The sequence below is a fragment of the Kitasatospora sp. NPDC005856 genome (assembly GCF_040629945.1).
GTDB lineage: Bacteria > Actinomycetota > Actinomycetes > Streptomycetales > Streptomycetaceae > Kitasatospora.
The window spans coordinates 113,577-139,095 of sequence record NZ_JBEXWT010000007.1 but is presented as its reverse complement, the minus strand read 5'-3'; the positions used below and the strand labels follow the sequence as shown (position 1 = coordinate 139,095).

Here is a 25,519-nt window from a genome sequence, read left to right as displayed (position 1 = left end):
CGCCCGGCGGCGCGGGCGGAGCCGGGCTGCCGTTCAGGAGGAGAGGCGGTTCAGTGCCGCGGTGGCGATGCCTTCGACGTGGGTCGGGGCGTCGGTGGGCCGGCCGGTGAGCTCGACGACGGCGACCCTGGTGCCGCTGCGCAGCACCGCGACCCCGCCGCTGACGGTGCCGTCGCCGTTGTAGGCCAGGTACCAGCGGGCGGTGCCGCCGGTGACGGTCAGGTTGTGGGCCGCGCCGTAGTACCAGTGGCCGGCGGGCTCGTCCTGGCACTCCTGAACGAGCGCGACGAGCTGCTGCTCCCAGGAGGCGGCCGCGGTCCCGGTGGGGGCGCTCGCGGCCGACTCGAACAGTCGGCCATCGGTGTCGAAGGTCCAGGTCACGGACGCGTACCCGGTGGCCTTGTCCTTGGTCAGGTCGCGCATCGTCTCCTCGCCGGAGCACGCGGACAGCCCCTCGCGTCCGGTCAGCGCAATGGTCGCGCCGACCGGGTTCAGGCCCCGCTGGAAGTCCTCGCTCTGGACGAGGTCGGCGGAGCCGAGCCCGGGCGTGGCGGCTGCGGCGGCCGCCGGGCGGGCGGCGACCGCGGTGTGGTGCGCGGCGTCGTGCGCGGCCCCGTCGGCGGTGGCCGACTGGGTGCCGACGACGCCGGCCGTGATCAGCGCGGCGGCGAGGCAGGCCGCGGCGGCGACCCGGTTGCGGCGAACGGACTTCTGCTGGACGGTCTGGTTCTCGGTCATCTGGTCCCCCTACTGGTCGGGACGCCCGGTGCGTCCTCGTACAACCGGGGAGATGCCGCCGGAGGAGGGAAAGTTGGAGCCCCGACCGGCTGTTTCACAGCTGTGACAGAGCGGTCCTGACGACGCGGTCCATCGCGGCCGTGCCCAGGCAGGCATCGACCTCCAGCACCCCGTAGTGGTTGCCGCTGCGCAGCACGGCGATGCCGCCGCAGGGCTCCTTGCCCTCGGGCGCTGTGCCGTTGGTGTTGAGGGATCCCTGGTAGGCGCCCATCCAGCTCGCGGTGACGTCCGGGGCGAGCTGCAGCGTCGTGGTCCTTCCGTAGACCCAGTGCCCCGGCGCCTGCTCCTGGCAGGGCACCTCCTCCAGCAGCAGGCGCGCGGCGTAGTTCTGTGCCAGGGAAGGGCTCCGGGCCTCGGCGGCGACCTCGCGGGCGACCTGGCCGACGCGGTCGGCGGCCACCGTGGGGTCGCCTGGGGTGGTGCGGGTGCTGGTCATCAGTCCGCGGAAGTGGGCGCCGGGCCCGCCCAGGGTCTGGGTGAGGGTCTTCTCGCCGGAGCAGGCCGCGTTGGCGTAGACCCCGTCGCCGTACCGGTCGGTGACGTGGATCCGCCGGGTGTCGATGTCCGGGCTGAACGCCGCGGGTTCCAGCAGGTTCGCGGTCGTCATCGGCCCGGTCGCACCGGTCGGCGAGGCGGAGCCGGCGGCCGAGGACGCGGGCGTCGGGCCGGACACGCCGGGCGTAGCGAGAGCGGACGCGCCCTGGGACGCCCCGTCGACCGCGGCACCCGAGCGCGCCGCCGGGTGCGCGGTGGTGCCGGGGGGCGGTGGCAGGACGAACCGGCCGGTCGCCAGCCCGAGCGCGGCGGCTGCCACCAGGGCGACGACGGCGGACCGGGGCCGGACGACGGCGTGGCCGCCACCCGCCGCGGGACCGCCGGTCACAGACCGGTGACCAGGCGCTCGCGCATGAAGCGGCGGGCCTGGTGGATGCGGTCCTTGACCGTGCCCAACGGGGCGTCCAGCTCCTCGGCCACCTGGGCGTAGGTCAGGTCGCCCAGGTCGCGCAGCACGAAGGACTCCACCAGGGTGGGATGCTGCCGCTCCAGCGCGACCAGCGCCTCCATCAGGTCGAGCCGGGTCCCGGCGATGACGCTGGTGGTGCGCGGGTCGACGGACTCGGGGAGGTCGGCGTGGCTGTCCTCGGCGCGCCGGCGCATCGAGCGGTAGGTGGACCGGGCGGCGTTCGAAGCGATCACCGTCACCCAGCCCAGGAAGGAGCCGCGGCCGCCGTACTCGCCCAGGTGCGTGCTGACGGACAGCAGCGCGTCCTGCGCGGCCTCCTCGGCGTCGGCGTGGTGGGGCAGGAAGCGCGAGCAGCGACGCAGCACCACCGGCCGCAGCTTGGCCAGCAGGTACTCCATCGACCCCGGATCCCCCGCCTGAGCAACTGCCACGAGCCGTTCCAGCTCGCCTTCCTCGAACACCCGGATCCCCCTGTTTCGCCCCGCCTGGCAGCCGACCCGTCGAACGGGAGTTCCGTACTCCCCCCGACTCCGGCAGAATGCTGCCACATGCGCAAGCTCGGCCGTTACCTCCTCCTGGAGCGGCTCGGAGCCGGCTCCTTCGCGACGGTCTGGAAGGCCTACGATCCGGAGCTCGACACCGAGGTCGCGGTGAAGGTGCTGGCCGAGAACTGGGCCGCCAACGCCGATGTGCGCGAGCGGTTCCTGGCGGAGGCGAGGCTGCTGCGCCGGATCGCCAGTCCTCGGGTGGTCCGGGTGCACGACGTCGGGGTGCAGGAGGACCGGCCCTACTTCGTCATGGACTACGTACGCGGCGGCACCCTGGCGGACCGGGTCGGGCAGTGCGACCCGCAGGAGGCGCTGCGGCTGGCCGCGGAGGCGGGCTACGCGGTCCAGGTCCTGCACGAGGCGGGCGTGGTGCACCGCGACGTCAAGCCGTCCAACCTGCTGCTCGCCACCGGCCCCGCGCCCGCCGCGGTGCTGGTGGCGGATCTGGGCAGCGCGAAGCACCTGGCCGACGCATCCGGGCTGACGGTGACCACGGGCACGCCCGCGTACATGGCGCCGGAACAGGCCTTCCAGACCGGCGGGTTCGACGGGAGGGCCGACGTGTACGCGCTGGCCGTCGTGGCCTACGAGCTGCTGACCGGGCAGAAGCCGTTCGGCCCGGGCGGACGCGCCGCAGCCCTGATGACCGACCAGCCGACCGCCTCGACGCTGCCGGCGCTCCCCGCCGGAGCGGAGCTCCCACCGAACGTCGCCCTGCTGCTACGGGCCGCGATGTCCGTCGAGCCGGCGGACCGACCGCCGACCGCCCGGGCCTTCGCAGACGCGCTGCTGGCTCCGGTCCCGCAGTGCCAGCCCCTGGAAGGCCCGGGGTGGCTGACCCCGCGCGCGGTCCGTCTGGCGTCGGGCACGGTGTTCACGGCGACGGCCCTACTGAGCTGGCTGCAGCGTTGAGTCCGGCAGGGGCCGGTCCGCACCGGCGGTCGTGTCCTGGTGTGCTCGCGGCCCGCAGGAGCCGCCTGGAGACCAGCGCCGCCTGATCCGCGATCGCTTGGCCTCCGAGGTGTCACTCCCTTGACGTCACTCCCTCGGGGAAGCCCCACCGGCCACCGGACACCGGCCGAGAACGCCTCAGTCTCCGTGCCCCGCAGCGCCGCTGTCAGTCCGTATGGTTCCGGGTTCCGCGCCCCTCCGCGGGTGGCTACCGTCCGAACCGTCGGACATCCGGCGGTCAGGACGGGCCGCCGCCACGCGCCCTCTGGAGGTCACGGTGAACCACCCCACCCGCAGGAGCATCCTCAAGTCCGCCGGCGGGCTCGGCGCCGCGCTGGCGCTCGGCGGCGCGAGCGTCCTCGCGACGGCCTCGGCCGCCCACGCCGCCGACGACGGCTTCGGCCTGCACATCACCGACCGCAACGAGGGCGACGCCCGGATGTGGTACTACCGCTTCCACACCGCCGAGATCGGCTGGGACCCGGCCGTCAACGTGCTGCTCCCCGACGACTACCACACCAGCGGCCGCACCTACCCCGTCCTCTACCTGCTGCACGGCGGGCTCCAGGACTTCATCGAGTTCGACCACCGGGGCGTCCGCGACTGGACCATCGGCAAGCCGCTGATCGTCGTGATGCCCGACGGCGGCCAGGCCGGCTGGTACTCCAACCCGGTCAGCACCAACGTCGGCCCCCGCAACTGGGAGTCCTTCCACATCAACCAGCTGATCCCCTGGGTCGACGCCAACTTCCGCACCTTCGCCGAGCCCGAGGGCCGCGCCGTCTCCGGCTTCTCCATGGGCGGTTTCGGCGCCCTGAAGTACGCGGCCAAGTACTGGGGCCACTTCGCCTCCGTCAGCGCCCACTCCGGCCCGGCCAGCCTGCGCCGCGACAACGGTGCGGTCGTGCACTGGGCCAACGTCTCCGCCGCCGTGAAGGACCTGGCCGGTGGCACCATCTACGGTGCGCCGCTGTGGGACCAGGCCAGGGTGACCGCCGACAACCCGGTCGAGCGCCTGGAGAGCTACCGCAACAAGCGGATCTTCCTGGTCGCCGGGACCAGCCCCGACCCGACCAACCCGTTCGACCAGTTCAACGAGCAGGCCGTACTGGCCGGTCAGCGGGAGTTCCGCGCTCTGCTCGACGGCGCCGGCATCCCCTACGAGGCCCACGAGGAGCCGGGCGGCCACTTCATCCGCCCCGACATGATGCAGCGCGACATCGACGGCATCATCGGCCGCCTCCGCAAGGCGTGAGGGGCGCTCCGATGGTCTCCCGCATCTCGCGGCCGGTCCTGGCCGCGGTCGCCCTGCTGCTGCCGGTCACCGTGCCGGTCGCCCCCGCCCTGGCTTCTCCCGGCGTCGCCCCCGCCACGGCCGCTCCCGCCCAGGCCGCCGGTTTCGCGGCGGCCTGTCCGGCCCGCGGCCAGATCTCCCAGCACTACTCCGCGGAGCACAACGGCATCGACATCGCCAACGACTACGGAACCCCGATCTACGCGGTCGGCGACGGCAGGGTCATCCTGTCCGGCACGGAGCCCGGCTACGGCCAGTGGATCCGCATCCTGCACCCGGACGGGACGATCACCGAGTACGGGCACATGCAGCGCCGGGACGTCTTCGAGGGCGACGACGTGACGGCCGGCCAGCAGATCGCGCTGATGGGCAGCGAGGGCAACTCCACGGGCCCGCACCTGCACCTGCGGGTCTGGGCCGACCCGAACGCGTCCCAGCGCACCGACCCGGAGCCCTACCTCGCGGATCGCGGCGTCACCGTGCCCTGCGTTCCCGGAAGCGGCCCCCGTCCCGCCCCGCTGGTGTATCCGGCGGAGTCCGGCCGGGTGGTGTCGGCGCGGTCCGCGGACGGCCGCCTGGAGGTCTTCGCCGCCGGAGCGAACGGCGTCTCCCATGCCTGGCAGACCGCGATCAACGGCGGTTGGTCGGAGTGGGAGGATCTCGGCGGCCCGGCCGGTGCGGAGCTCGCGATCGGCCCGAACGCGGACGGCCGGTTGGAGGTGTTCGCGATCAACGGTTCCACCTTCCAGCACCGTTACCAGCTCCAGCCCTCCGGTGGCTGGTCCGGTTGGGAGGACTTCGGGAGCGGTGGTCACGACATCGCCGTCGGAGCCAATCAGGACGGCCGGCTCGAGGTCTTCGCCTCCGGTCCGGTCGGTGTCTTCCACCGTTACCAGACGGCACCCAACGGCGGCTGGTCCGGTTGGGAGGGCACCGGTGGGGGCCCGGCCAACAGTGAGATCGAGCTCGGCAAGGCGCCGGACGGCCGTCTGGAGGTGTTCGCCGTCAACGGCACCACCTTCCAGCACCAGTGGCAGACCGCCGTCAACGGCGGTTGGTCCGGTTGGGAGGACTTCGGCACCGGCGGCCACGACCTCACCGTCAGCCACAACCAGGACGGCCGGCTCGAGGTCTTCGCCTCCGGCCCCGCCGGCGTCTACCACAAGTACCAGACCAACCCGACCAGTTGGTCCGGCTGGGAGGCCACCGGCGGCCCCGCCGACTCCCGGCTCACCAGCCAGCAGACCGCGGACGGCCGGGTCGAGGTCTTCGGCATCAACGGCAGCACCGCGCAGCACATCTGGCAGACCGGCCTGAACGCCCCGTACGGCCAGTGGGACACCTTCGGCACCGGCGGCACCGAGATCGGCGCCGCCACCAACGCCGACGGCCGGATCGAGGTCTTCGGCTCCAACACCGACGGCGTCCACCACAAGTGGCAGACCGGCTTCTCCACCTGGTCCGACTGGGCCTGGCTGAACACCACCCACGGACCCGCCGTCGATCGAGGAGCCACCCCGTGACCGGCCCGCAGCGCGCCCGCCGGGCGCCCCACCGCGTCCTGCTGTCCGCGATCGCCGCCCTGGGCGTGACGGGGGGCCTGATGGTCGCCGCCCCCTCCGCACCGGCCGCCACCGGCAGCGACCTGTGCGCCGAGGTCGCCTACCGGGCGGGATTCCGGGGAGAAGCCCTGGTGACCGCGATCGCCGTCGGCCTCGCCGAGTCCAGCTGCAACCCGCTGGCGTCCAACACCCAGGGCAACACCCCGAACACCTCCACCGACCGCGGCCTGTGGGAGATCAACGACCACTGGCACAGCGAGGTCTCCGACGCGTGTGCCTACGACGCCCAGTGCAACGCCGACGCGACCTACAAGATCTCCAACGGCGGCCTCGACTGGCACCAGTGGTCGACCTACAGCGCGGGCGCGCACCTGCGGCACATGGACGAGGCGCGGGCCGCCGCGGACCGGCTCGGCCACCACGAGCCCGGCCCCGCGCCGCTGGAGTACCCGGCGGAGTCCGGCCGGGTGGTCTCGGCGCGGTCCGCGGACGGCCGTCTCGAAGTCTTCGCCGCCGGCAGGAACGGTATCTCGCACGCCTGGCAGACCGCGATCAACGGCGGTTGGTCGGAGTGGGAGGATCTCGGCGGCCCGGCCGGTGCGGAGCTCGCGATCGGCCCGAACGCGGACGGCCGGTTGGAGGTGTTCGCGATCAACGGTTCCACCTTCCAGCACCGTTACCAGCTCCAGCCCTCCGGTGGCTGGTCCGGTTGGGAGGACTTCGGGAGCGGTGGTCACGACATCGCCGTCGGAGCCAATCAGGACGGCCGGCTCGAGGTCTTCGCCTCCGGTCCGGTCGGTGTCTTCCACCGTTACCAGACGGCACCCAACGGCGGCTGGTCCGGTTGGGAGGGCACCGGTGGGGGCCCCGCCAACAGTGAGGTCGAGCTCGGCAAGGCGCCGGACGGCCGTCTGGAGGTGTTCGCCCTCAACGGCACCACCTTCCAGCACCAGTGGCAGACCGCCGTCAACGGCGGTTGGTCCGGCTGGGAGGACTTCGGCACCGGCGGCCACGACCTCACCGTCAGCCACAACCAGGACGGCCGCCTCGAGGTCTTCGCCTCCGGCCCCGCCGGCGTCTACCACAAGTACCAGAGCAACCCCACCAGTTGGTCCGGCTGGGAGGCCACCGGCGGCCCCGCCGACTCCCAGCTGACCAGTGGGCGCTCGCCGGACGGCCGGGTGGAGGTGTTCGCCATCAACGGGAGTACGGCGCAGCACATCTGGCAGACCGGCGTGAACGCCCCGTACGGCCAGTGGGACACCTTCGGCACCGGCGGCACCGAGATCGGCGCGGCGAACAACGCCGACGGCCGGATCGAGGTCTTCGGCTCCAACACCGACGGCGTCCACCACAAGTGGCAGACCGGCTTCTCCACGTGGTCCGACTGGGCCTGGCTGAACACCACCCACGGACCCGCCGTCGGCTGACCACGCCCGCAACCCCTGGAGCACAGCGATGCACCCGATCAGCAGGCGCGGCCTGCTGCGGGCGGCCGGAGCGGGAGCACTCGTGCTCCCGCTCCCGGGCCGCACCGCCCCAGCGGCATCCGCCGACGCCGCCGGACCCCACCTGTGGGTCGGCGCCGGCCCGTTCCGCCAGGTCTACGACCCCTCCACCACGCGCCGCCGCTACCTCAACGACCACACCCTGGTCCGGGCCGGCGACCGATGGCACCTGTTCAGCATCGTCGGCGACAGCGCACCGCCCGGGCAGGCGCCCGACAGCGCCGCCGAGGTCTCGCTCGCCCACGCCTCGGCGCCTTCGCCCGCCGGGCCGTGGAGCAGCCACCCGGACGCGCTGACCGTCGACCCTTCGTACTTCGGCGAGGAGCACCTGTGGGCCCCGCACGTGGTCGAGTCGGGCGGCGTCCACTGGATGTTCTACGCGGCGGGCGGGCGCGCCGGGGCGGCGATCAACGCCGCGACCTCCACCGACCTGTCCACCTGGACCAGGCTGACGTCCGGGCCGCTGTTCCGCGGGACCGCCGCCCGCGACCCCATGGTGCTGCGGATCGGCGCCGAGTGGGTGATGTACTACACCGAGCTGTCCGCCCCCGGCGGGCGCCACCAGGTCTGCTACCGGCGCTCCACCGACCTGCTGACCTGGGGCGAGCCCGGCGTGGCCTTCGCCGACGCGGCCACCGCCGAGGACGGCGTCTCGGTCACCGAGTCGCCCTTCGTGGTGGCCCGGGACGGCTGGTACCACCTGTTCCTCGGGCCGCGCAACGGCTACGAGGGCACCGACGTCCTCGCCTCCCGGGACCCGTTCCGCTTCTCCCTCGACGGCCGCGCCGGCCATGTGCCCGGCCACGCCGTGGAGGTGGTCACCGACGGGCAGCAGTGGTGGACGAGCGCCGCCGGCTGGTTCCGCCGCGGCCTGTACCTGGCCCCGCTGGACTGGCGGTCCACCCCACCGCCCTGGCAGAGCCCGGACAACCCGGTCGTCGCCACGGACGTCCAGGGCCGGCTCAACGTGTTCGCCCTCGACGCGGCCGACCGGTCGATGCTGCGCCGCGTCCAGACCGACCCGGACACCGACACCTGGTCGGACTGGGAGGTGTTCGGGACACCCGCCGGCGCGGTGCCCGTACTGGGCCGCAACGCCGACGGCCGGCTGGAGGTGTTCTCGCTCGCCCCCGACGGCGCCAACCTGCACCACCGCGTCCAGCGGACGGACGGCAGCTGGACGGACTGGGAGGTCTTCGGCGGCCCCGCCGGCGCCGCCCCCGCCGTCGCCCGCGATGCCGACGGCCGCCTGGAGGTCTTCGCGCCCGCCCCCGACGGCGCCCTGATCGCCCGCCGCCGCCAGACCTCGCCCGGCTCGACCGGCTGGGACGACTGGGACGCGGGCTTCAGCGGCCCGGTGGGCGCGCCGCCGGCCGTCGCCGCCAACGCCGACGGCCGGTTGGAGGTGTTCGTGCTCGCTCCCGGGGGCGCGGCACTGCTGCACCGCTGGCAGACCTCGGCCGGCGGCGCCTGGTCAGCCTGGGAGCACTTCGGCACACCCGCCGGGGCCGCGCCACGGGTGGCCCGCGACGGCACCGGGCGGCTGAACGTCACCGCGATCGCTCCCTCCGGCACGGCCGCCTTCCAGCGCCGCCAGTCGGTGCCCAGCGGCGGCTGGGACACCTGGCAGCCGCTGCTCGGCTGGTCAACCGCCGCACCACTGACGATCGCCGGCGCCGACGGCCGACTGGAGGCCTTCACCCTCTCTCCCGGCGGCGAACGGCTGGCCCACCGCTGGCAGTCCGCCCCCGCCGGACCCTGGGCGCCGACGGACGTGTTCGGCGAGGACTTCGGCGAACCCGGCCTGCCGCTCGCCGCGCCGCCCTCGGCCGCGTCCGACTCCACCGGACGGCTCCACGTCTTCGCCGTGGCAGAGGACGGCCGGTTGCGCACCCGCGTCCAGGACCGGCCCTCCGGTGGCTGGCGGCCGTGGGCCGCCTTCGGCGACCGCCGGGTGGCACCGCTGCGTCCGGGGGTGCCGATGCCCTGACCGAACATCCGTACACTCCGCCACCGGCTTGTCAAGTAGCCTGCACCTCCGGTTTATTGTCGTACGCGAAGAGGTACCGTTCGTCCGTCCGGCCAGAGCCGGCGCGCGGAACGGGGGAGCGGTGCGCGGGGACGGAGGAACGGTGCGCGGGACGGGGCAGCTGTGAGCGGGATCGTCGTCCACCTGCCGGAGGTAGACGGCAACGACGCCGTGACCCTACGGCTCGGCCCGGGAGAGCGAGCGCGCTTCGGCCGTGGCTCCGTGCACACCCAGGTGGAGCTGCGCCTCGGTGACGAGTCGGTCTCCCGGCTGGCCGGTGAGATCCAAGCGACCGACGACCACTGGCAGTTGAGCAACCTCAGCAACACCCACGCCTACCTGGTGGAGAACCCGGAGGGCGCCGGCGAGTACCTGCGGGTGCCGCCGCGGCGGATCGGCGCACCGATCCCCTTCGAGTTCTCCCGCGTGGTGCTGCCCTCCCGCCGGGACACCCCGCTGTCCTTTCAGGTCTTCGCACCCGACCACGTCTACCTGGACCCGGACACCCGCGGCGGCTCCCGGGAGAGCCGCACCATGACGGCGTACTCCCTGGACGAGACCGCCACCTACTTCCTGGTCCTGGTCGCGCTCTGCGAACCGTGGCTGCGCGACCACTCTCCCGCCGCGGTGCCCACCACCCCGCAGGTCGTCGCACGCCTCCACGGCCACCCCGCCTGCACCCGGCTCACCGCCCGCGCGGTCAGCTCGCACCTCGACTACCTCGCCGACGAGAAGCTCCGCATCGAGCTGCCCGACGGCGACCGCGCCGACCGCCGCAGCGGCAAGCGCGAGGCCGTCGTGGGGCTCGCCCTGAAGTTCGGCATCGTCCGCGAGGAACACCTCGCGCTCCTGCCCAGCCCCGGACCCGTCCGGTCCGGACGGTAGGGAGGGCCAGTGATGCCGCAGGACCCGGTCTTCCCCGGGGACAGCGAGGAACTGCTCCCGGCCGGCCACCGGGTCGGCGAGTGGACCGTCACCGAGCCGATCGGCGAGGGCGCCTGGGCGACGGTGTACGCCGCCCACCGGACCGACCGCACGGACGACGGAGCGGATGACGACGCGGACGACACCGTCGCACTCAAGGTGCTGCCGACCACCGGACTCGCCCCCCGCCAGGCCCGCCAGGTCGCCGAAGCCGCCCGACGCGAAACCGAGTTGGCCCGCACCGCACCCCACCCCCGACTGGTCCGGCTGCTCGACACGCTCGTCCTGGCCGCCCCCGACCAGCCCTCACTCGACGGCGCGACCGTCCTGGTCATGGAACGCGCCCGGTGCACCCTGCGCGACCTGCTCGCCACCGGCGTCGACGAGGCCGAGGGCACCCGGATCGTCACCGGCATCTGCGAGGGCCTGGCCCACCTGCACCGCTCCGGCTGGGTCCACAGCGACCTCAAACCGGAGAACGTCCTCATCGGCGCGGACGGCGAGGTCCGCCTCTCCGACTTCGGCCTCGCCATCGAGCTCACCGGCACCCACGGCCACGGCGCCCCGATGGGCACTCCCGATTACCTCCCGCCGGAACGCTGGAAGGCGCCCCTCGGCGAACACGGCGTCAAGGTCCGCACCACCGCCGACATCTGGGCACTCGGCATCGTCATCCACGAGGTGTTCGCCGCCGGCGGCCGACCGTTCCCCGGCACCACCCCCACCGCCCGTTGCGCCGCCGCGCAGCAGTACGCGGAAGGCCGCGCCGCCCTGCGGCTGGCCGCGGCCGTCCCCCCGTTCTGGCGCGCCCTGTCCGCCGACTGCCTCGCGCCCACCCACACCGCCCGGGCCCCGCACACCGCGGAGAGCCTGCTCGCCCGCATCCGCGCCCACCGGCCCGACCACCCCGACCGGCGCCCGCGCCGCACTCTCAGCCCGCGCCTCCCGTACCCGCGGCCTCGCCGGCGCACCGCCCTGCTGGCCCTGGCCTCCTGCGCCACGGTCGCCGCCACCGTCACCGCCCTGTGGCCGCACCCGGGGCCGTCCGGGCAGTCCGCCCACGTCCGGGTCTTCAACGCCGAACGCGGCTGCCAGGACCGCACCGACCGCGACCCCCAGTGCAGCCTCGGCCTCGCCGTCGACCCCCTGCGCCCCTACACCGCCGACAACGTGGTCCCCGTCCGGGTCTGGCACGACGACACCCTCGACGCCGACTGCCAACTCCCCGCCGGCCTCCCCGTCATCAACGAGGAGGATCTCGCCTCCACCCTCTGGTACCGCATCCGCCTGCCGGGACCCACCACCGGCTGGCTGCCCGCCGTCCGCACCAGGGACCGCCCTGCCCTGGTCCCCTGCCCGTGAGCACCGCCGGCCGTCGCCCGCACACGTAGGGGCACCCCGAAGTACGGGCCGGCACTGCCGCCCGCACCAGCCCCTGCCCCGCCACCGCCGCGGCGTAGTCGCGAGTCCTCACCGGCGCCGCGCCGGGGCGACTATGACCGGACTTCGCTCCACCACCGGCCCGGCCGCCACGGAGTCCTGGTCCACCCGCAGATCCGTGGTCGGACACCCGCATGTGCATCCAGGCTTCATCCGCGTATGCGATATCTGTGCCCGGTACGCCCGGTCCACCTCACCGTCCCCGGCCAACAGCAACTCCAAGGTCCGACGCACATCCCCGCTGAGCGGTCCCCACACCTCTGGTGCCCTTCTTCCGATCGCTGGGTTCGGCGTTGCGACGCCCCCGTCCCTTGTCTCACGCGACAGAGCAGCCTATTCCGTGCCGACCTGCGAGATCAGGATCAGATTTCCTGGGAGCGGACGACGACCCACCGCCCGGAAGATCACAATCCGCAGCCAGTGGGTAGTCGACCTCGATCTGCCCGAGGTACTCGGGCTGGTCGGCGGTGAAGCACGACGGGCCGCGGCGACCCGCCGACGGCCTCCACTGAGGGGCCTTCAGCCCCGGCCGGGGCGGGCGTCGCGGAGGGGCTCCCGGTCGAGGACCTCGACGTACATGATCCGCCCGTCCACGACGTCCAGGACGAGCATGCCGTCGGCCGGCGAGAGTGTGACGCACCGGTGACCCGGGCCGAACGGCTGACCGACCGGGTGCGGAGCCGTCCGGAAGCCCTGGCAGAAGTCGTCGTCGCAGCCGCACGCGGCGACCAGCCGGAGGCTTCGGACGGTGGCGGCCAGTTCGCGCTCGCCCTCCTGCTCCAGGAGATCGACCAGCTCGGCGGCCAGCTCCGGGAAGACCTCGCGGACCAGCGGGTGGCTCGGGTGCTCCGGCGCCGTCACGGGCGGGGCGCCTTCACACCGTGGGCGGCGGCGTACTCGGCGGCGAGCCACGGGCCCAGGTCGTCGATGAGGGTGGCCAGGGCGGCCCGGTCGGTGGTGGGGGTGCGGGCGATGGCGGCGGCGAGGCGCGCCTGGGTGGCGCGCTCGGGGTAGTAGCCGGCGAAGACCTCGGCCGAGGCGGCGAGGTCGCTGGTCCAGCCGCCCCAGCGCGGCATGACCAGGGTGAAGCAGGTGCGGACGAGGCGGCGGGAGACAGCGCGAGAGAGGCTGCGCAGTTCGGCCTCCGTGCCGGCCGCCGCCAGGCGCTCGCGCCAGCGCGGCAGGACGAGGGCGAGGTCGCCGTTGGTCTCCCGGGCGAGCAGCGAGGTGGGGCGGTAGCGGGGAAGCCGGGCGGCGAGGTCCTCGCCGAGCAGCGGGGTGCAGAGGCAGGCGACGAACCAGCCGAGGTCATGGCGCTCGAGCTCGCCGAGCAGGGTGCCGGTGCCGGCGAGCACCACGCCGACCCCGTTCACCTGCGCGAACTCGCCGTCCAAAGCGGCTTCGAGGGCGTCGGCCCCGGCCCGGTCCGCGGCGGTGGGCTCGTGGTGCAGGGCGAGCAGCAGGTCGAGGTCGGAGACACCGGGGACGGCGGTGCCGCGCGGGACGGTGCCGTAGAGGTAGACGCTGTGCAACCGGTCGGGGGCGAAGGCCGCGGCGATCCGCTCCCGGGCGGCGGCGACCACCGGCGCGAACGCCGGCGGTACGCGGTCGAGCGAGCCCTCCCGTGCGATGCAGCCGTCCCGGTCCAGCCCCTGAGTCGTGGTCATGGGGGCACTCTGCCCCACCGCGAGGATGCTGACCAGCGAATATCCGCAGGCCGACGGAATTGTCAGTGGGGCGTGCAAGCATCCGTCGCACACGAACACGAACGGCGTGAGGGGACGGGCATGGGCACCTGGGACATCGGGCACTTCGACAACGACTCGGCGGCGGACTTCGGCGGCCGCCTGGACGGTACGGCGCCGGGCGAGCGCGAGGCGGTGCTGTGGTCGGTGCTGCTGCTCGCCGTCCAGGCGGAGGAGTACCTGGACTCGGACGAGGCGACGGACGCGGTCGCCGCCGCCGCGCTGGTGGCGGCGCAGTGCCCGGGCGGGGCGGCGGTGACCACCGCATACGGCCCGAAGGAGCCGGTGCCGCCGCTCGCCGCCGAGCTGCGCCCGCTCGCGGTGGCCGCGCTCGACCGGGTGGTGGCGGAGGAGTCGGAGCTCGCGGAGCTCTGGGACGAGACGGAGAGCGGTCCGGCCTGGCGCGAGGGCATACGGGAGCTGCGGGAGGTCCTCGCCGCCTCGGCGCCGTCGTCGGCGGCGGAGGCGCCGGTGGCCGGGAGCTGAGCGGCGGTCACCGGCGGGCCGCCGTCCACCAGTAGCCGAGCGCGGTGAGGCTGGTGGCGGCGCCGAGCAGGCAGACGGCCGTCCAGCCGCCGTGGTCGTAGACGACGGTGGAGAGGATCGCGCCCGCTCCGCATCCGGCGGAGTAGAGCAGCATGTAGCCGGCGGTCAGGCGGCTCCGTGCCTCGGGGCGGACCTGGTAGAGCAGGTGCTGGTTGGCGACGTGGACGGACTGCAGGCCGTAGTCGATCACCACCATGGCGAGCACCAGCCACCAGAGCGAGTGCGGCAGCAGTGCGGCCGGGAGCCAGCCGATCAGCATGGCCAACAGGCCGATTCCGGCGGTGCGTTCGGCCCGACCGCGATCGGCCTGACGGCCGGCGTACCCGGCGCCGAGCGCTCCGGCGGTGCCGGCGAGGCCGAAGAGCCCGATCTGGGTGTGGCTGAGGTTGAAGGGCGGGGCGGCGAGCGGGAGCACCATCGGGGTGAGCAGCACGGTGACGGAGGTGAAGGAGAGCAGCGCGAGGACGGCCCGGGTGCGGAGCACGCGCTCCTGGGCGAAGAGCGTGAACACCGAGCCGACCAGGCGCGGGTAGCCGATCCGCTGGGCAGTGCGGTGCCGTTCGGACGGGACGGTGGCCGCGACGGCGAGGGCCATGGCGGCGGTCGCGACGGCGGAGACGACGTAGACGGCCCGCCAGCCGGCCAGGTCGCCGATGGTTCCGGCGACGGTTCGGGCGAGCAGGATGCCGACCACGATGCCGCTGGTCACGGTGCCGACCACCCGGCCCTGGTCGCCCGGAGCAGCGAGCTGGGCCGAGTGGGCGACGACCACCTGGGCGACGACCGCGAGGACACCGACGGCGGCCATCGCGGCGAGCAGCAGCGGAGCGGAGGGGGCGAGTGCGACGGCGAGGAGGGCGAGGACGGACAGGCCGAGCTGGGAGGTGATCAGGGTGCGGCGGTTGACGAGGTCGCCGAGCGGCACGAGCAGCAGCAGGCCCACGGCGTAGCCCGTCTGGGTGAGGGTGCCGACCAGGCCGATGGTCGCGGCGTCGATGCCGAAGTCCCGGGCGATCAGGTCGAGCAGGGGCTGTGAGTAGTAGACGTTGGCCACGGCGAGACCGCAGGCGACGGAGAGCAGCCAGGCGACGGCGGGTGACAGGCCGCGTGCCGGGGCCCCGGAGGGCTTGCCCGGCCCGCCAGGCGAGTCGGCCGCGGCGGAGGCGGTTGCGCGGGCGGGAGAGGTCATGGGCGGGACTCCCTTGAAGGGCACGGTGGTTTCAAAGTGCTACCGTGCCACCATGGCATAGCCTGGTTTCGATAAGCAACCACATCCTGGTCGGTAGGCTTGGGTGCCGACCGGTGAGGGCTGAGAGGTGCCGGTGAGGGCTGAGAGGTGGGAGAAGTGCCGAAACGCACCACGCACGAGGAGTCGGCCTGCCCGGTCGCCCGTCCGCTCGATGTCGTCGGCGACGGCTGGACACTGCTGATCGTCCGTGACGCCTTCGACGGGCTGAGCCGCTTCGGGCAGTTCCAGAAGAACCTCGGCCTGGCCAAGAACATCCTGTCGGCCCGCCTGGCCAACCTGGTCGCCAACGGCGTGTTCGACCTCGCGCCGGCCGCCGACGGCAGCCCGTACCAGGAGTACGTGCTCACCGAGAAGGGTCGTGCGCTGTTCCCGGTGATCACGGCGCTGCGCCAGTGGGGCGACCAGTGGTTCTTCGAGGAGGGCGAGCCCCGGGCGCGACTGGTGGACCGCGAGTCCGGTGCGCCCGTCGCGCCGGTCGAGGTGCGCTCGGCGGACGGCCGGGTGCTCGGCCCCGAGGACGCGAGGGTGCTGCTGCCCTGAGGCGCACCGCCGCCGCCTCGCTCCTCGTGGCAGCGGGTGTGCGGGCGTCGCCGAGCGTGCCCGTCGGCCGTCGGTCACCCTGGAAACCTCACCGGGAGCCGGCCGGCTGCCGGACCGGGAGTGGGCCGGGAGCGGGTCGACCTGGAGTGACTCGGAGCCGGTCGGGCTGGGCCCGAGCCCGGCCCCGAGCCCGGCCCGACCTCCCGAGTGCCCCGCGAGCGACGAGGAGGCGGCATGCAGCAGCCCACCACCCGGGCCGCGGGCCCGCCCGGCGCCGTACGCGGCTGGCTGGACGCGCTCGCCGTCGTGCTGGCCGGACTGGTCGCGATGGCGGCGGTGGCCGCGCTCGGCCTCTGGCTGGCCGGCGTCGACGACCTCCCGGACGGCGGCTTCCCCGCAGTGCTGGCCGCGACGCTCGCGCTCGCGGTCGGGGGGACCGTCCAACTCGACGGCGGTGCGGGTGACTTCGCGGCCGTCGGGGCCGGGATCAGTGCGATGCCGCTGGGCGTCTCGGTGGTCGGCGCGGTCGCGATGGCCGAGGTGTTCCTGCGCCGGCTGCGCTTTCGCGCCGTCGCGTCCGGCGGTGAACTGCTCGGGCGGATCGGTCGGACGGCGCTGCTCTGGCTGCTCGCCCTGGCCCTGCTGACGCTCGGCGCCCGGCACAGCTTCGTCGTCCCGCTCGGCGGCGACCTGGCCGAGTCGATCGGCGGAGCGCTCGGGCTGACCCCGGAGGTCGGCTTCCACGCGGACGGCGTGACCACCGTCGGCATCGGGCTGGCCTGGCTGCTGGTGGTGCTCGTACTCACCTTCGCGGTGTCCCGGCGGGCCCCGCTGCCGCCCGCCCTGGTGCGCCACCAACTCGCCGTCCGGCCGGCCGCCTTCGCGCTCTGGCTGGTCCTGCTGGCGTACCTGGCGATCGGCGTGGTGGCCGGGGTGCTGACCGCCGTCGTCCACGGCAACACCCGGCAGACCCTGGCGGTGGTGCTGCTCGCGCTGCCGAACCTGGCCTGGACGGCCTTCGGCGTCGGGCTCGGTGCCGAATGGCAGGGTCGGCTGGTCGGTGCGCTCGGCCTGCCCGTCCCCAAGCCGCTCAGCGCCGTGCTGCGCGCCGCCCCCGAGGGCGGGCAGGCGACCATCGACCTCGGCACGCTCGCGGAGCAGGACGCCCGGAACTGGTGGCTGCTGCCGCTGGCCGCCGTCCTGCTGCTCGCGGCCGCGTTCCTGGCGGCCCGCCGTACGCCGCGTACCGTCCGGCTCTGGCAGCACGCCGTCCGGTTCGCGCTCGCCGCCGCCGTCACCATGCTGCTGGTGGGTCTGTGGACCAGGGTGGACGCCGCCTACGGGCTCTCGGTACTCGGGGTCGGCCTCGGTCAGGGCGGGCTGGCGGACCTGCTGGGCGCCGTGCTCGGCGCCGAGAACCCGCTGGCCGGGCTCGGCGGCGGCAGCCTCACCCTGCGCCCGGTGCTCTGGACGGCGGTGCCGCTCGCGGCGGGCTGGGGACTGCTGACCGGCGCGCTGGGCTCCCTGCTCGCCGCTCGGGTCCGACACCGCGGCGAGGTGCCGGCGGACACACGGTGACGGGCACACGTGACGGGCACACGTGACGGGCACACGGTGACGGGCACACGGCGCCGGGTGGCGGGTGTCGGGCGAGGGGCGCCGCATGAAGGGCTGCGCGGTCCGGCTCAGAACAGCCGGTGGCCCTGCACCCACATGGTCTTCCGCCCGTCGGCCCCGATGAGCCGCAGCTTCTTGACGCCGTCGTGGACGCCGGCGCTGAACAGCAGCGAGGGGCCGACGATCGCGCCCGCGGCGGCCAGGCCGACGAGCAGGCCGATGTTGTCGACCGCCTGCTCGTCGCCCTCCTCGACGGTCTGGCCGCCCAGCTGGATCAGCAGGGGAATGGTGGCCAGCAGCGAGAGCACCAGCAGCCAGCCCAGCGCCCGTTGGACCTGTCGCTTGACCCGCGCCTTGGTGGCGGTCTCCACCCGGACGGCGAAGGACCGCCCGCAGCGCGGGCAGATGACGCCGATCTCCCGGTCCCCGCCGGTGGGCCGGGGCGAGCCGCCCTCCGGCAGGTGAGTGATGCTCCAGTCGACCTTCGTCACGGTGGCCCCGTGCTCGACGCTCACCCGGCAGCCGAGGCTGACGACGTACCGGTCGCTGATCGGGTCCCTGGCCACGGTTGTCTCCCCCCAGCCTCCGCGACGCTCGCGGGATAGGCGGATCGTAGCCCTTCCGGGGGGCGTCGAGAATGGTGGCGTCAGCTCAGAAAGCCTCCGCCAGAAGGATGATGGCCGCCGGGACGGCCTGGCCGAGTGCGCCGCGCCACAGCTTCGGTTCCGAGGCGAACAGGGTGGTCCCTCCCGCGACCATGAACGCGGCCACGTAGAGCACCATCGCCCGCCCGGCCCCCGTGTGCCCGGTGTGCAGCAGGACCAGGCCGGTGACCAGGCCGAGCGCCAGGAACAGGTTGTAGAAGCCCACGTTGACGCGCCAGAGCCGGACCTCCGGGGCGTCCGCCGTGCTGCCGGTCAGCAGCCGGCGCACCCGTGGGTGCCCGTACAGGAAGCTCTCCAACGGCCACACGATCAGGTGGATCGCCGCGGCGACCACGGCGAAGACCTGGCTCACGGCGTTCATGGCGGACGGCTCCTCCTGGCGGGGCGACGACGGCGGGGCGACGGCGTCGGGTAGGCGACCGGGGCGGCCCGGACGCGCGACCGCGGCACCGGGGCGGCCCGGACGGGGGGCCGCGGCGGCGCGGGCGGGCCGGTGCCCGCGCGGCGCCGACGGCGGGTCGTCGAGGTGCGCCCGGGTCGGGCCGGTCAGCGGCGACTCGGTGTCGGTGACCAGTGCGGGGGGCGATGCGGCGGGTGCGCCGGGGCGCTCTCCCACGGGCGCATTCTATCGCCGGTGCCCTCGCCGCGGCGGCCGAGGGACCTGCCGGAACGCCAGATTGGACTGGACCACTGCCTTCGGGCGCCACTATCGTTCGGCGTGCCCACGGATCGCGCGCCGGGCCGGAACGCCTGCCGCCGGATCGCGCGCCGCCGCCGGAACGCATCGCGCGTCGCCGGAAGTCGTCGAGTGCCTCGGAACGGAACCCATGAGCATCTGGCCGCAGCTGCGAAGATCCCGGACCGTCCGGACCGGGCGGGCCACCGGCCGGGTGTTGCGCTGCGGACTGATGGACACCATGCTCGCCGATCTCGCCGTCTCGGTCGTGCTCTGCTTCGAGCACCCGCTGGACGACGACCGGCTCGCCGCCGGTCTGGCCCGCGCGCTGGAACGGGTGCCGGTCTTTGCCGGACGCCTGCGCACCGTCGAGGGCGTCCTGGAAGCGGTCTGCGACGACACCGGAGTCCCGTTCGAGGTCTACACCGTGGAGGGCACGCTCGCCGAGGCGATGGGCCGGGTGACGGCACCCGGTTCCGACCTGGTCGCCCCGCTGGACGCCCCCGCCGCACGTGACGGCGGCGTCCCGCTGCTCACCGTGCGCCTCACCGGCACGGCCGACGGCGGCACGGTGCTCGGCTGCTCCTGGCACCACGCGGTCGGCGACCTGCACAGTTTCATGCTGCTCCTGCGGATCTGGTCCGCGGCGGTCGAGGGCGAGCCGCTTCCGGATGCCGAACTCGTCGACGACCAGGACGAATTGCTGGCCGAGGTGCTCCCCGACGAGGACTGCGGCCGGCCCGGCTTCCGGGTGCCCTCGGCGGAGGAGGCGGAGCTGCTGGCCCGCGAGGTGGCGGCCGGGCCGCGGGCCAACCGGATCGTGCAGATCGCCTTCACCGACGCCGAAGTGGCTCGGATGCTCGAGGAGTTCGGTGCGGCCGCCGGACGGAGGCTCTCCTCCGGGGATGTGCTGTGCGCCCATCTCCTCAGCACACTGCGGGAGTTGGACGCGGACGAAGCCGAGCGGATGCTGACCGTGCCGGTCAACGCGCGCCGCTGGCTGGGTCTGTCGCCCGCACTGGTCGGCAACCTGCTGAGCGAGGTCCACGTGCCGCACCGGCCCGGGGACGGCCCGGCGGTGCTGGCGGGCGCGCTGCGCACGGCGGTCGAGCGGTTCCCGATCGAGCACCTCAACCTCCGCGCCAACCTGTGGTTCCTGGCGACCCTCGGCCGCTCACGGTTGCGCGACTGCGTGCCACTGGGCTTCGACCCGGGCGCGCGCCGGTTCAGCTTCTCCAACTGGTGCGGCTTCGGCGCCTACGCGGTGAGCTTCCAGGGGCGGCGACCGGTGCTCTTCAGTCCCGCCGCCAACTATCCGCTTCCCTGGGTGAGTTGGACGGTCGAGGGATTCCGCGGCGAGGGTCGGCTGGCCACCGTGGTGCTGCCGGCCCGGCTCGCCGCCCGGGTGCGCGGGGCGGAGGGCCGGGCGGCGCTGCACCGCTTCCGTCGGGCCGGGGATCAGTTGCCCGCGTCGGCCGGGGTGCTGCCCAAGGTGATCTGAGCGGTCGCGGAGGAAGACCTCGGAGCCACGGAGGAAGGCCTCAGAAGGAGCGCTCGATCGCGGTCCACAGCTGGAGCCGGGCGCGCAGCGCGGTGCGGACCGTCTCGGCGCAGGAGTCCCACTTGTCCTGGTCGTCGCCGCACAGATCGATCAGCATCTGCATCGCCATCGGGGTGTGCTGCTCGCCGTCGACCTCGATGTGACGGGCCAGGTAGTCCTTGAAGACGGTGAGCGAGCCCGCGGGGTCGTCGATCCGGATGACCTGGGCGAACATCTCCGGGATCAGGTCCTCGCGGCCGAAGGCGAAGGCGGCGGCCCGGCAGTGCACCGGCGCGTTCTCGACGATCGACCAGGTGGTGGTGGTGAAGTCCAGGGCCGGCTGCGGCACTCCGGCACTCTTCAGGGCGTCCGGCACGGCGCTGCCGGAGCCCAGTAGGGCCAGGAACTCCTCGATCGGGCGCGGGTCGGCGCCGGCCTGTCGCATGCCCTCCACGTACAGCTCGAAGTGGCTGGTGTAGCCCTCGCCGAGCTCGTCGCTCTCCTCCACCAGCACGATCTCGTTGATCAGCCGGCGGCTGGCGGTCGGCCCGTTCGGGACCCACGGCACGTCCACGCAGGTGAGGTCGCGCTGGAGGCTCTTGAGCAGCGACATGAAGTCCCAGACGGCGAAGACGTGGCTGTCGAGGAAGGTGCGGACGCGCTCGATGCCGGTGAGCGCGCGGTATACCGAGTGCTCGACCACCTCGCGGCGCAGCGGGTCGATGGCCTGCTGGAGGCTGGTCAGCCCCGGGTGCGAACGGTCCCAGTGGTAGCGGTTTGCGGACAACGTGACTCCTCGGATCGTTGGTCTCGGACGGTCAACGGCTGTACGGGGCAATCGGTCCAGGGTTCTACGGCGCTCGACGGTAGCGACGGGTCAGCGTGCGGTCAACGGGCCCTTCGTGCCGTCAGCGGGGCTTCATCACGAGGTCCAGCGCGTGCCGCAGCTGCTCGCGGCCGGGCTGGACGGCACGGTCCAGGGCGGGGGCGAAGGGCAGTACGGCGCCGTCCGGGCGGGTGATCCGGCGGGGCGGGGCGATCAGGCGCATCTCCTCGGCGGCGGTGGCCAGCACCTCGGCGCCGAAGCCGCAGCTGCGGTTGGAGTCGTCCAGGACGACCAGCCGGCCGGTGCGTTCCAGTGAGTCGGCGAGCGCCTGCCAGTCGAAGGGATGCACCGTGCGCGGGTCGAGGACCTCCACCGAGAGGTCCGGCGCCAGTTCCTCGGCGACCGCGAGGGCGTCGTGCACCAGGTGCCCGAGGGCGACCACGGTGACGTCGGCGCCCGGCCGGTGGATCCGCGCCCGGCCCAGCGGGACGGGGGCGACGTCCCAGGTGACGGTCTCGCGCACCGGCAGCGCGGCGGCGGGCGCGAACACCACGACCGGGTCCGGGTCGCGGATCGCCGAGCGCAGCAGCCCGTAGGCGTCGGTCGGGGTGGCGGGCACCACGGTCTTCACCCCGGCGTGCGCGAACAGGCTGTACGGGTGGTCGGAGTGCTGCCCGGCCCAGCCGTCCCGGGAACCCGAGCCGGGCACCAGGCAGGTCAGCGGGACGGCGGCCTGGCCGCCGGTCATCAGCGAGAACTTGTGGGCCTGGTTCACGAGTTGCTCGAAGACCAGGAACAGCAGGGACGGGATCTGGAACTCCAGCACCGGACGCCGGCCGGCCAGCGCGGCGCCGACCGCCATCGAGGTGAAGGCCTGTTCGGACAGCGGGGTGTCGACGATCCGCTCCGGCCCGAAGCGGTCCAGCAGGCCGAGGGTCGGCCCGGCCAGACCGGCGCCGATGTCCTCGCCGAAGACGCAGACCGCCGGATCGGCGGCGAGTTCGTCGGCCAGCGCCCGGTTGAGCGCCTTGGTGTACGAGAGCCTGGTCACGGTGTCGCTCCCGCCCGCGGCCGCAGCCCGTCGGCGTACAGGTGGTCCAGCGCTCCCGCAGGGTCCGGGTGCTCCGAGGCGAGCGCGAACTCCTCGGCGCCGGCCAGCTGTTCGGCCACCGAACGGTCCAGCTCGGCGACCGTCGCGGGGTCGAGGAGGGCGGCTGCCCGGGGGAGCGGGTCGCGCTCGCGCCAGGCCTCCACCTCCTCCGGGGCGCGGTAACGCAGCTTCATCCGGCGTTCCATGGTGTGGTGGCCCTCGTAGCGGTAGGTGCGGCAGGCCAGGAACCCGGGGCCGCGGCCGGTGCGGGCGCGCTCGACGGCGCGCAGCGCGGCGGCGCGGACGGCCTCGGTGTCCATCCCGTCCACCTCCTCGGCGGGGATGCCGAAGGCGGCGGCCCGGCCGGTGGCGCTGCCGGCGACGGCGGTGGCGGCGGGCAGTGTGGTGGCGTAGCCGTTGTCCTCGCAGACGAACAGCACCGGCAGGCGCCACATCGCGGCGAGGTTGAGCGACTCCAGCAGGACGCCCTGGTTGAGTGCGCCGTCGCCGAAGAAGGCCACAGCGACCGCTGTCCGGCCGGGACCGGGCCGCGCGGCAACGGACCCGTCGGCTATCACCCGGCCGGCCGCCGACCGTTCGGGCGAAGTGGCGGCCCGGGCCGCCGCCCAGGCGGCGCCGACCGCGATCGGGGCGCCGGCGCCCACCATGCCGTTGGCGCCGAGGATGCCCAGGGAGAAGTCGGCGGCGTGCATGGAGCCGCCCCGGCCGCCGTTCGACCCGTCGACCCGCCCGAGGAGTTCGGCGAGCAGCCGGTGCGGCGCGGTGCCCCGGGCGAGGACGTGGCCGTGGCCGCGGTGGGTGCTGGCGAGCCGGTCGCCCGGGCCGAGCGCCGAACAGACGCCGACCGCGACGGCCTCCTGCCCGATGTACGGGTGGATGCCGCCGGGGATCGCGCCGGACTTCACCAGGCCGAGCGCCAGCTCCTCGAAGGCGCGGATCAGCCGCAGCATCCGGTAGCGCTCGGCGGGGGTGCCCAATGGGGCGGGGCGGGCCTGGGTACCGTCGCCTCCCGACGGAACGGCACAGGTGCCGGCGTCGTCGGCGGCGGTGGTGCGTGCGGGAGCGGTCACGGCCGTCCCCGCCAGATCGCCGGGCAGAACCGCGGGTCCGCGTAGTCCGGCCGGCCGTCCTCCGTGCGGCGCACCAGCACGTCGTGGTTGTACACCACCGGCTCGCCGTCCGGCCGGTCGTGGCGGCGGTACTCGTTGGTGCCGTCCTGGAGGTGCAGCGAGATCGCCCGGCGCGGGTAGGAGGCCAGGTTGGGGCCGCTGCCGTGGTAGGTGCGGCAGTGGTGGAAGGACATGTGGCCGCGCGGGATCAGCATCGGCACCTTGAGCACCTGCTGCCCGTTGTGGGCGGCGTTGGCGGCCAGGATGCCCTCCAGCTCGGAGCCGTCGCGGTCGGCGAAGTGCCGGGTGGAGTCCTCGCCGCAGGGCAGTTCCCGCCAGCGGTGGCTGCCGTCGACCATGGTGATGGTGCCGTTCGCCTCGCGGCAGTCGTGGAACGGGATGAAGGCGGTGAGCATCTCGTCCGAGGTGCAGGTCTGCCAGTAGTGCTTGTCGAAGTGCCACGGCACCCGGTTGCTGGGCTCCTCGGGCACCGGGGGCTTGTAGATGAGCGTCGACTGGAAGATCCGGATCTCCTCGGTTCCGGCGAGCAGCGCGGCCACCGCGCCGATCAGCGGCTTGCGCAGGATCGCGCCGATCGCGTCGCTCTCGTGGTGCACGTAGTCGTTGTGCCGCTGGACCGGCCCGTCCTCGGGCCGCCAGGAGGCCAGCCGGGGCGGCCGGACGGGCAGCTCGTGGTCGCGGTGCCCGGCGTAGTACAGCTCGGTGGCGGCCTGGAGGGTGTCCAGTTCCTCGTCGCTGAAGAGCCTGCGGGAGAGGTACCAGCCGTGCTCGCGGTAGTGCTCCACCTCTTCGGGGGTGGGCAGCAGGGCGCGCTCGGCCTCGGTGAGCCGGAACTCGGGGGCTGCGGCCATCGGGCGGGCCTCCTTCGGATGTGCGGGGCCGTGCCGTTCGACGGCCTCGTAGAGGGCCTTGATGTTCGCGGTGCCGAAGGTACCCGCTCCCTGCCGCTCGATCAGTTCGAGGAAATAGGTGCGCCGGGGGTGTGCCGAACGGGCGAAGATCTGGAACAGCTGGCCGCCGTGGTCCTGGTCGACCAGGACGTGCAGCTCGCGCAGGGTGGCCACCGGGATGGCCGTCTCGCCGAAGCGCCCGGTCAGGGCGTCGAAGTAGGCGTCCGGGGTGCTCAGGAACTCCACGCCGCGCTCGCGGGCGGTCCGGACGGCGCGGGCGATGTCGCGGGTTCCGAAGGCGAGGTGCTGGACGCCGGCTCCGCCGTGTGCGGCGAGGAACTCGTCGATCTGGCCGGGGCGGCGGGCGGTGTCGGGCTCGATCAGGGTGAAGGTGACCCCGCCGGAGGCGCTCTGCACCACCTTGGAGTCCATCGCCTGCTCGCCGACCTCGATGTACTCCTCGAAGATCGTGCGGAAGCCCAGCGCCGTCTCGCAGAACCGCACGGCGTCCGCGAGCGTGCCGGCCGGCAGGCAGATCGCGACGTGGTCGAGGTCGTCCAGCAGGCGGGACTCCGGGGTGGGCTCGGCACCCGGCAGCGGCACCAGGCGCAGCGCGGTGTCGCCGAAGCCCCCGATCAGGGCGCCGGCCCTGTCGAGCACCCGGGCGCCGTGGCGCTCGGCCTGCTCCAGCGCGGCCGCCGGATCGTCGCAGCCGAGCGCGAGGACGGCGACGCCGTCCCCGTGCCGGGCGACGTACTCGGCCACCGGATGCTCGGGGTCGGGCGCGGAGCTCAGCCGGAGCCGGATGGTGCCCTGGCGCAGCCCGACGGTGCGGGCGCCGTCCGGCGCGGTGGTGGGGGCGTCGACGGTGAAGCCGTAGTCGGCGCGGAGTCCGGCCGCGGTCTTGTCGGCGTCCGCGCAGTGGAACTCGACGTGGGCGATGGTCTGGATGGACAACGGGATCTC

Annotated in this window: 23 protein-coding genes; 11 read left to right on the top strand and 12 right to left on the bottom strand. The window is 73.9% G+C overall.

What is annotated here, in order from left to right:
* Positions 1-33 precede the first annotated feature (33 nt).
* The 3 genes from ABZ449_RS07230 to ABZ449_RS07220 all read right to left on the bottom strand — a co-directional run bounded on the left by ABZ449_RS07230 (position 34) and on the right by ABZ449_RS07220 (position 2,193).
* Positions 34-738, bottom strand: coding sequence for a hypothetical protein (locus tag ABZ449_RS07230; RefSeq protein WP_360341568.1), 705 nt, complete (start codon positions 736-738; stop codon positions 34-36).
* Between the two features lie 94 nt (positions 739-832).
* Positions 833-1,681 (bottom strand): hypothetical protein, encoded by an 849-nt coding sequence (locus tag ABZ449_RS07225; RefSeq protein ID WP_360341565.1) that lies wholly within the window; start codon positions 1,679-1,681, stop codon positions 833-835.
* On the bottom strand, positions 1,678-2,193 hold the full coding sequence (locus tag ABZ449_RS07220) for an RNA polymerase sigma factor (RefSeq protein ID WP_360341562.1): 516 nt from the start codon (positions 2,191-2,193) through the stop codon (positions 1,678-1,680). The genes ABZ449_RS07225 and ABZ449_RS07220 overlap by 4 nt, the downstream gene beginning before the upstream one ends.
* A 117-nt stretch (positions 2,194-2,310) precedes the next feature.
* Here ABZ449_RS07220 and ABZ449_RS07215 point away from each other — a divergent pair, with 117 nt between their 5' ends.
* The 7 genes from ABZ449_RS07215 (at position 2,311) to ABZ449_RS07185 (ending at position 11,940) form a co-directional block, all read left to right on the top strand.
* A complete protein-coding gene (locus ABZ449_RS07215) occupies positions 2,311-3,222 on the top strand; it encodes a serine/threonine-protein kinase (RefSeq protein WP_360341559.1) in 912 nt (303 codons plus the stop codon).
* A gap of 316 nt (positions 3,223-3,538) precedes the next feature.
* Positions 3,539-4,516, top strand: a complete 978-nt coding sequence (locus ABZ449_RS07210; RefSeq protein WP_360341556.1) for an esterase family protein — start codon at positions 3,539-3,541, stop codon at positions 4,514-4,516.
* A gap of 11 nt (positions 4,517-4,527) precedes the next feature.
* Positions 4,528-6,078 carry a peptidoglycan DD-metalloendopeptidase family protein gene (locus ABZ449_RS07205; RefSeq protein WP_360341553.1) on the top strand — a complete coding sequence of 517 codons (1,551 nt, stop codon included), beginning with the start codon at positions 4,528-4,530 and terminating at the stop codon, positions 6,076-6,078.
* Positions 6,079-6,158: 80 nt separating this feature from the next.
* Positions 6,159-7,547 (top strand): hypothetical protein, encoded by a 1,389-nt coding sequence (locus ABZ449_RS07200; RefSeq protein WP_360341642.1) that lies wholly within the window; start codon positions 6,159-6,161, stop codon positions 7,545-7,547.
* 28 nt (positions 7,548-7,575) lie between these two features.
* Entirely contained in the window at positions 7,576-9,615 is a 2,040-nt protein-coding gene (locus ABZ449_RS07195; RefSeq protein WP_360341550.1) for a glycosyl hydrolase family 32, read from the top strand.
* Between the two features lie 162 nt (positions 9,616-9,777).
* The gene (locus ABZ449_RS07190; RefSeq protein WP_360341547.1) at positions 9,778-10,539 is read left to right on the top strand and encodes a serine/threonine protein kinase; all 762 of its coding nucleotides are present in this window, start codon (positions 9,778-9,780) and stop codon (positions 10,537-10,539) included.
* A gap of 12 nt (positions 10,540-10,551) precedes the next feature.
* Positions 10,552-11,940, top strand: coding sequence for a serine/threonine-protein kinase (locus tag ABZ449_RS07185; protein ID WP_360341544.1), 1,389 nt, complete (start codon positions 10,552-10,554; stop codon positions 11,938-11,940).
* Between the two features lie 597 nt (positions 11,941-12,537).
* Here ABZ449_RS07185 and ABZ449_RS07180 read toward each other — a convergent pair.
* Both ABZ449_RS07180 and ABZ449_RS07175 read right to left on the bottom strand, forming a co-directional pair.
* Positions 12,538-12,879, bottom strand: coding sequence for a hypothetical protein (locus ABZ449_RS07180; RefSeq protein WP_360341541.1), 342 nt, complete (start codon positions 12,877-12,879; stop codon positions 12,538-12,540).
* On the bottom strand, positions 12,876-13,685 hold the full coding sequence (locus tag ABZ449_RS07175) for a nucleotidyltransferase (RefSeq protein WP_360341538.1): 810 nt from the start codon (positions 13,683-13,685) through the stop codon (positions 12,876-12,878). The genes ABZ449_RS07180 and ABZ449_RS07175 overlap by 4 nt, the downstream gene beginning before the upstream one ends.
* A gap of 120 nt (positions 13,686-13,805) precedes the next feature.
* Between ABZ449_RS07175 and ABZ449_RS07170 the strand changes: the two genes are divergently transcribed.
* A complete protein-coding gene (locus tag ABZ449_RS07170; protein WP_360341535.1) occupies positions 13,806-14,249 on the top strand; it encodes a DUF4259 domain-containing protein in 444 nt (147 codons plus the stop codon).
* A gap of 7 nt (positions 14,250-14,256) precedes the next feature.
* Here the strand turns inward: ABZ449_RS07170 and ABZ449_RS07165 are convergent, their stop codons facing one another.
* Positions 14,257-15,498, bottom strand: coding sequence for an MFS transporter (locus ABZ449_RS07165; RefSeq protein WP_360341532.1), 1,242 nt, complete (start codon positions 15,496-15,498; stop codon positions 14,257-14,259).
* Positions 15,499-15,654: 156 nt separating this feature from the next.
* Between ABZ449_RS07165 and ABZ449_RS07160 the strand changes: the two genes are divergently transcribed.
* Both ABZ449_RS07160 and ABZ449_RS07155 read left to right on the top strand, forming a co-directional pair.
* Positions 15,655-16,098 (top strand): helix-turn-helix domain-containing protein, encoded by a 444-nt coding sequence (locus ABZ449_RS07160; protein ID WP_360341529.1) that lies wholly within the window; start codon positions 15,655-15,657, stop codon positions 16,096-16,098.
* A 234-nt stretch (positions 16,099-16,332) separates the two neighbouring features.
* The gene (locus ABZ449_RS07155; protein WP_360341526.1) at positions 16,333-17,676 is read left to right on the top strand and encodes a streptophobe family protein; all 1,344 of its coding nucleotides are present in this window, start codon (positions 16,333-16,335) and stop codon (positions 17,674-17,676) included.
* A gap of 107 nt (positions 17,677-17,783) precedes the next feature.
* On the opposite strand, the gene ABZ449_RS07150 is transcribed toward ABZ449_RS07155, so the two are convergent.
* Together ABZ449_RS07150 and ABZ449_RS07145 are read right to left on the bottom strand one after the other, a co-directional pair.
* Entirely contained in the window at positions 17,784-18,281 is a 498-nt protein-coding gene (locus tag ABZ449_RS07150) for a hypothetical protein (protein WP_360341523.1), read from the bottom strand.
* 85 nt (positions 18,282-18,366) lie between these two features.
* Positions 18,367-18,996, bottom strand: a complete 630-nt coding sequence (locus tag ABZ449_RS07145) for a DUF1304 domain-containing protein (protein WP_360341520.1) — start codon at positions 18,994-18,996, stop codon at positions 18,367-18,369.
* Between the two features lie 211 nt (positions 18,997-19,207).
* Between ABZ449_RS07145 and ABZ449_RS07140 the strand changes: the two genes are divergently transcribed.
* Positions 19,208-20,557 carry an acyltransferase gene (locus tag ABZ449_RS07140; RefSeq protein WP_360341517.1) on the top strand — a complete coding sequence of 450 codons (1,350 nt, stop codon included), beginning with the start codon at positions 19,208-19,210 and terminating at the stop codon, positions 20,555-20,557.
* A 40-nt stretch (positions 20,558-20,597) separates the two neighbouring features.
* Here ABZ449_RS07140 and ABZ449_RS07135 read toward each other — a convergent pair whose 3' ends face one another.
* The 4 genes from ABZ449_RS07135 to hppD form a co-directional block, all read right to left on the bottom strand.
* The gene (locus ABZ449_RS07135) at positions 20,598-21,383 is read right to left on the bottom strand and encodes a DUF3050 domain-containing protein (RefSeq protein WP_360341514.1); all 786 of its coding nucleotides are present in this window, start codon (positions 21,381-21,383) and stop codon (positions 20,598-20,600) included.
* A 121-nt stretch (positions 21,384-21,504) separates the two neighbouring features.
* On the bottom strand, positions 21,505-22,473 hold the full coding sequence (locus ABZ449_RS07130) for a transketolase C-terminal domain-containing protein (RefSeq protein ID WP_360341511.1): 969 nt from the start codon (positions 22,471-22,473) through the stop codon (positions 21,505-21,507).
* A complete protein-coding gene (locus tag ABZ449_RS07125; RefSeq protein WP_360341508.1) occupies positions 22,470-23,603 on the bottom strand; it encodes a thiamine pyrophosphate-dependent dehydrogenase E1 component subunit alpha in 1,134 nt (377 codons plus the stop codon). Before ABZ449_RS07125 ends, ABZ449_RS07130 begins: the two co-directional genes overlap by 4 nt.
* Positions 23,600-25,510, bottom strand: coding sequence for a 4-hydroxyphenylpyruvate dioxygenase (hppD, locus tag ABZ449_RS07120; RefSeq protein WP_360341505.1), 1,911 nt, complete (start codon positions 25,508-25,510; stop codon positions 23,600-23,602). Before hppD ends, ABZ449_RS07125 begins: the two co-directional genes overlap by 4 nt.
* Between the last annotated feature and the right edge of the window lie 9 nt (positions 25,511-25,519).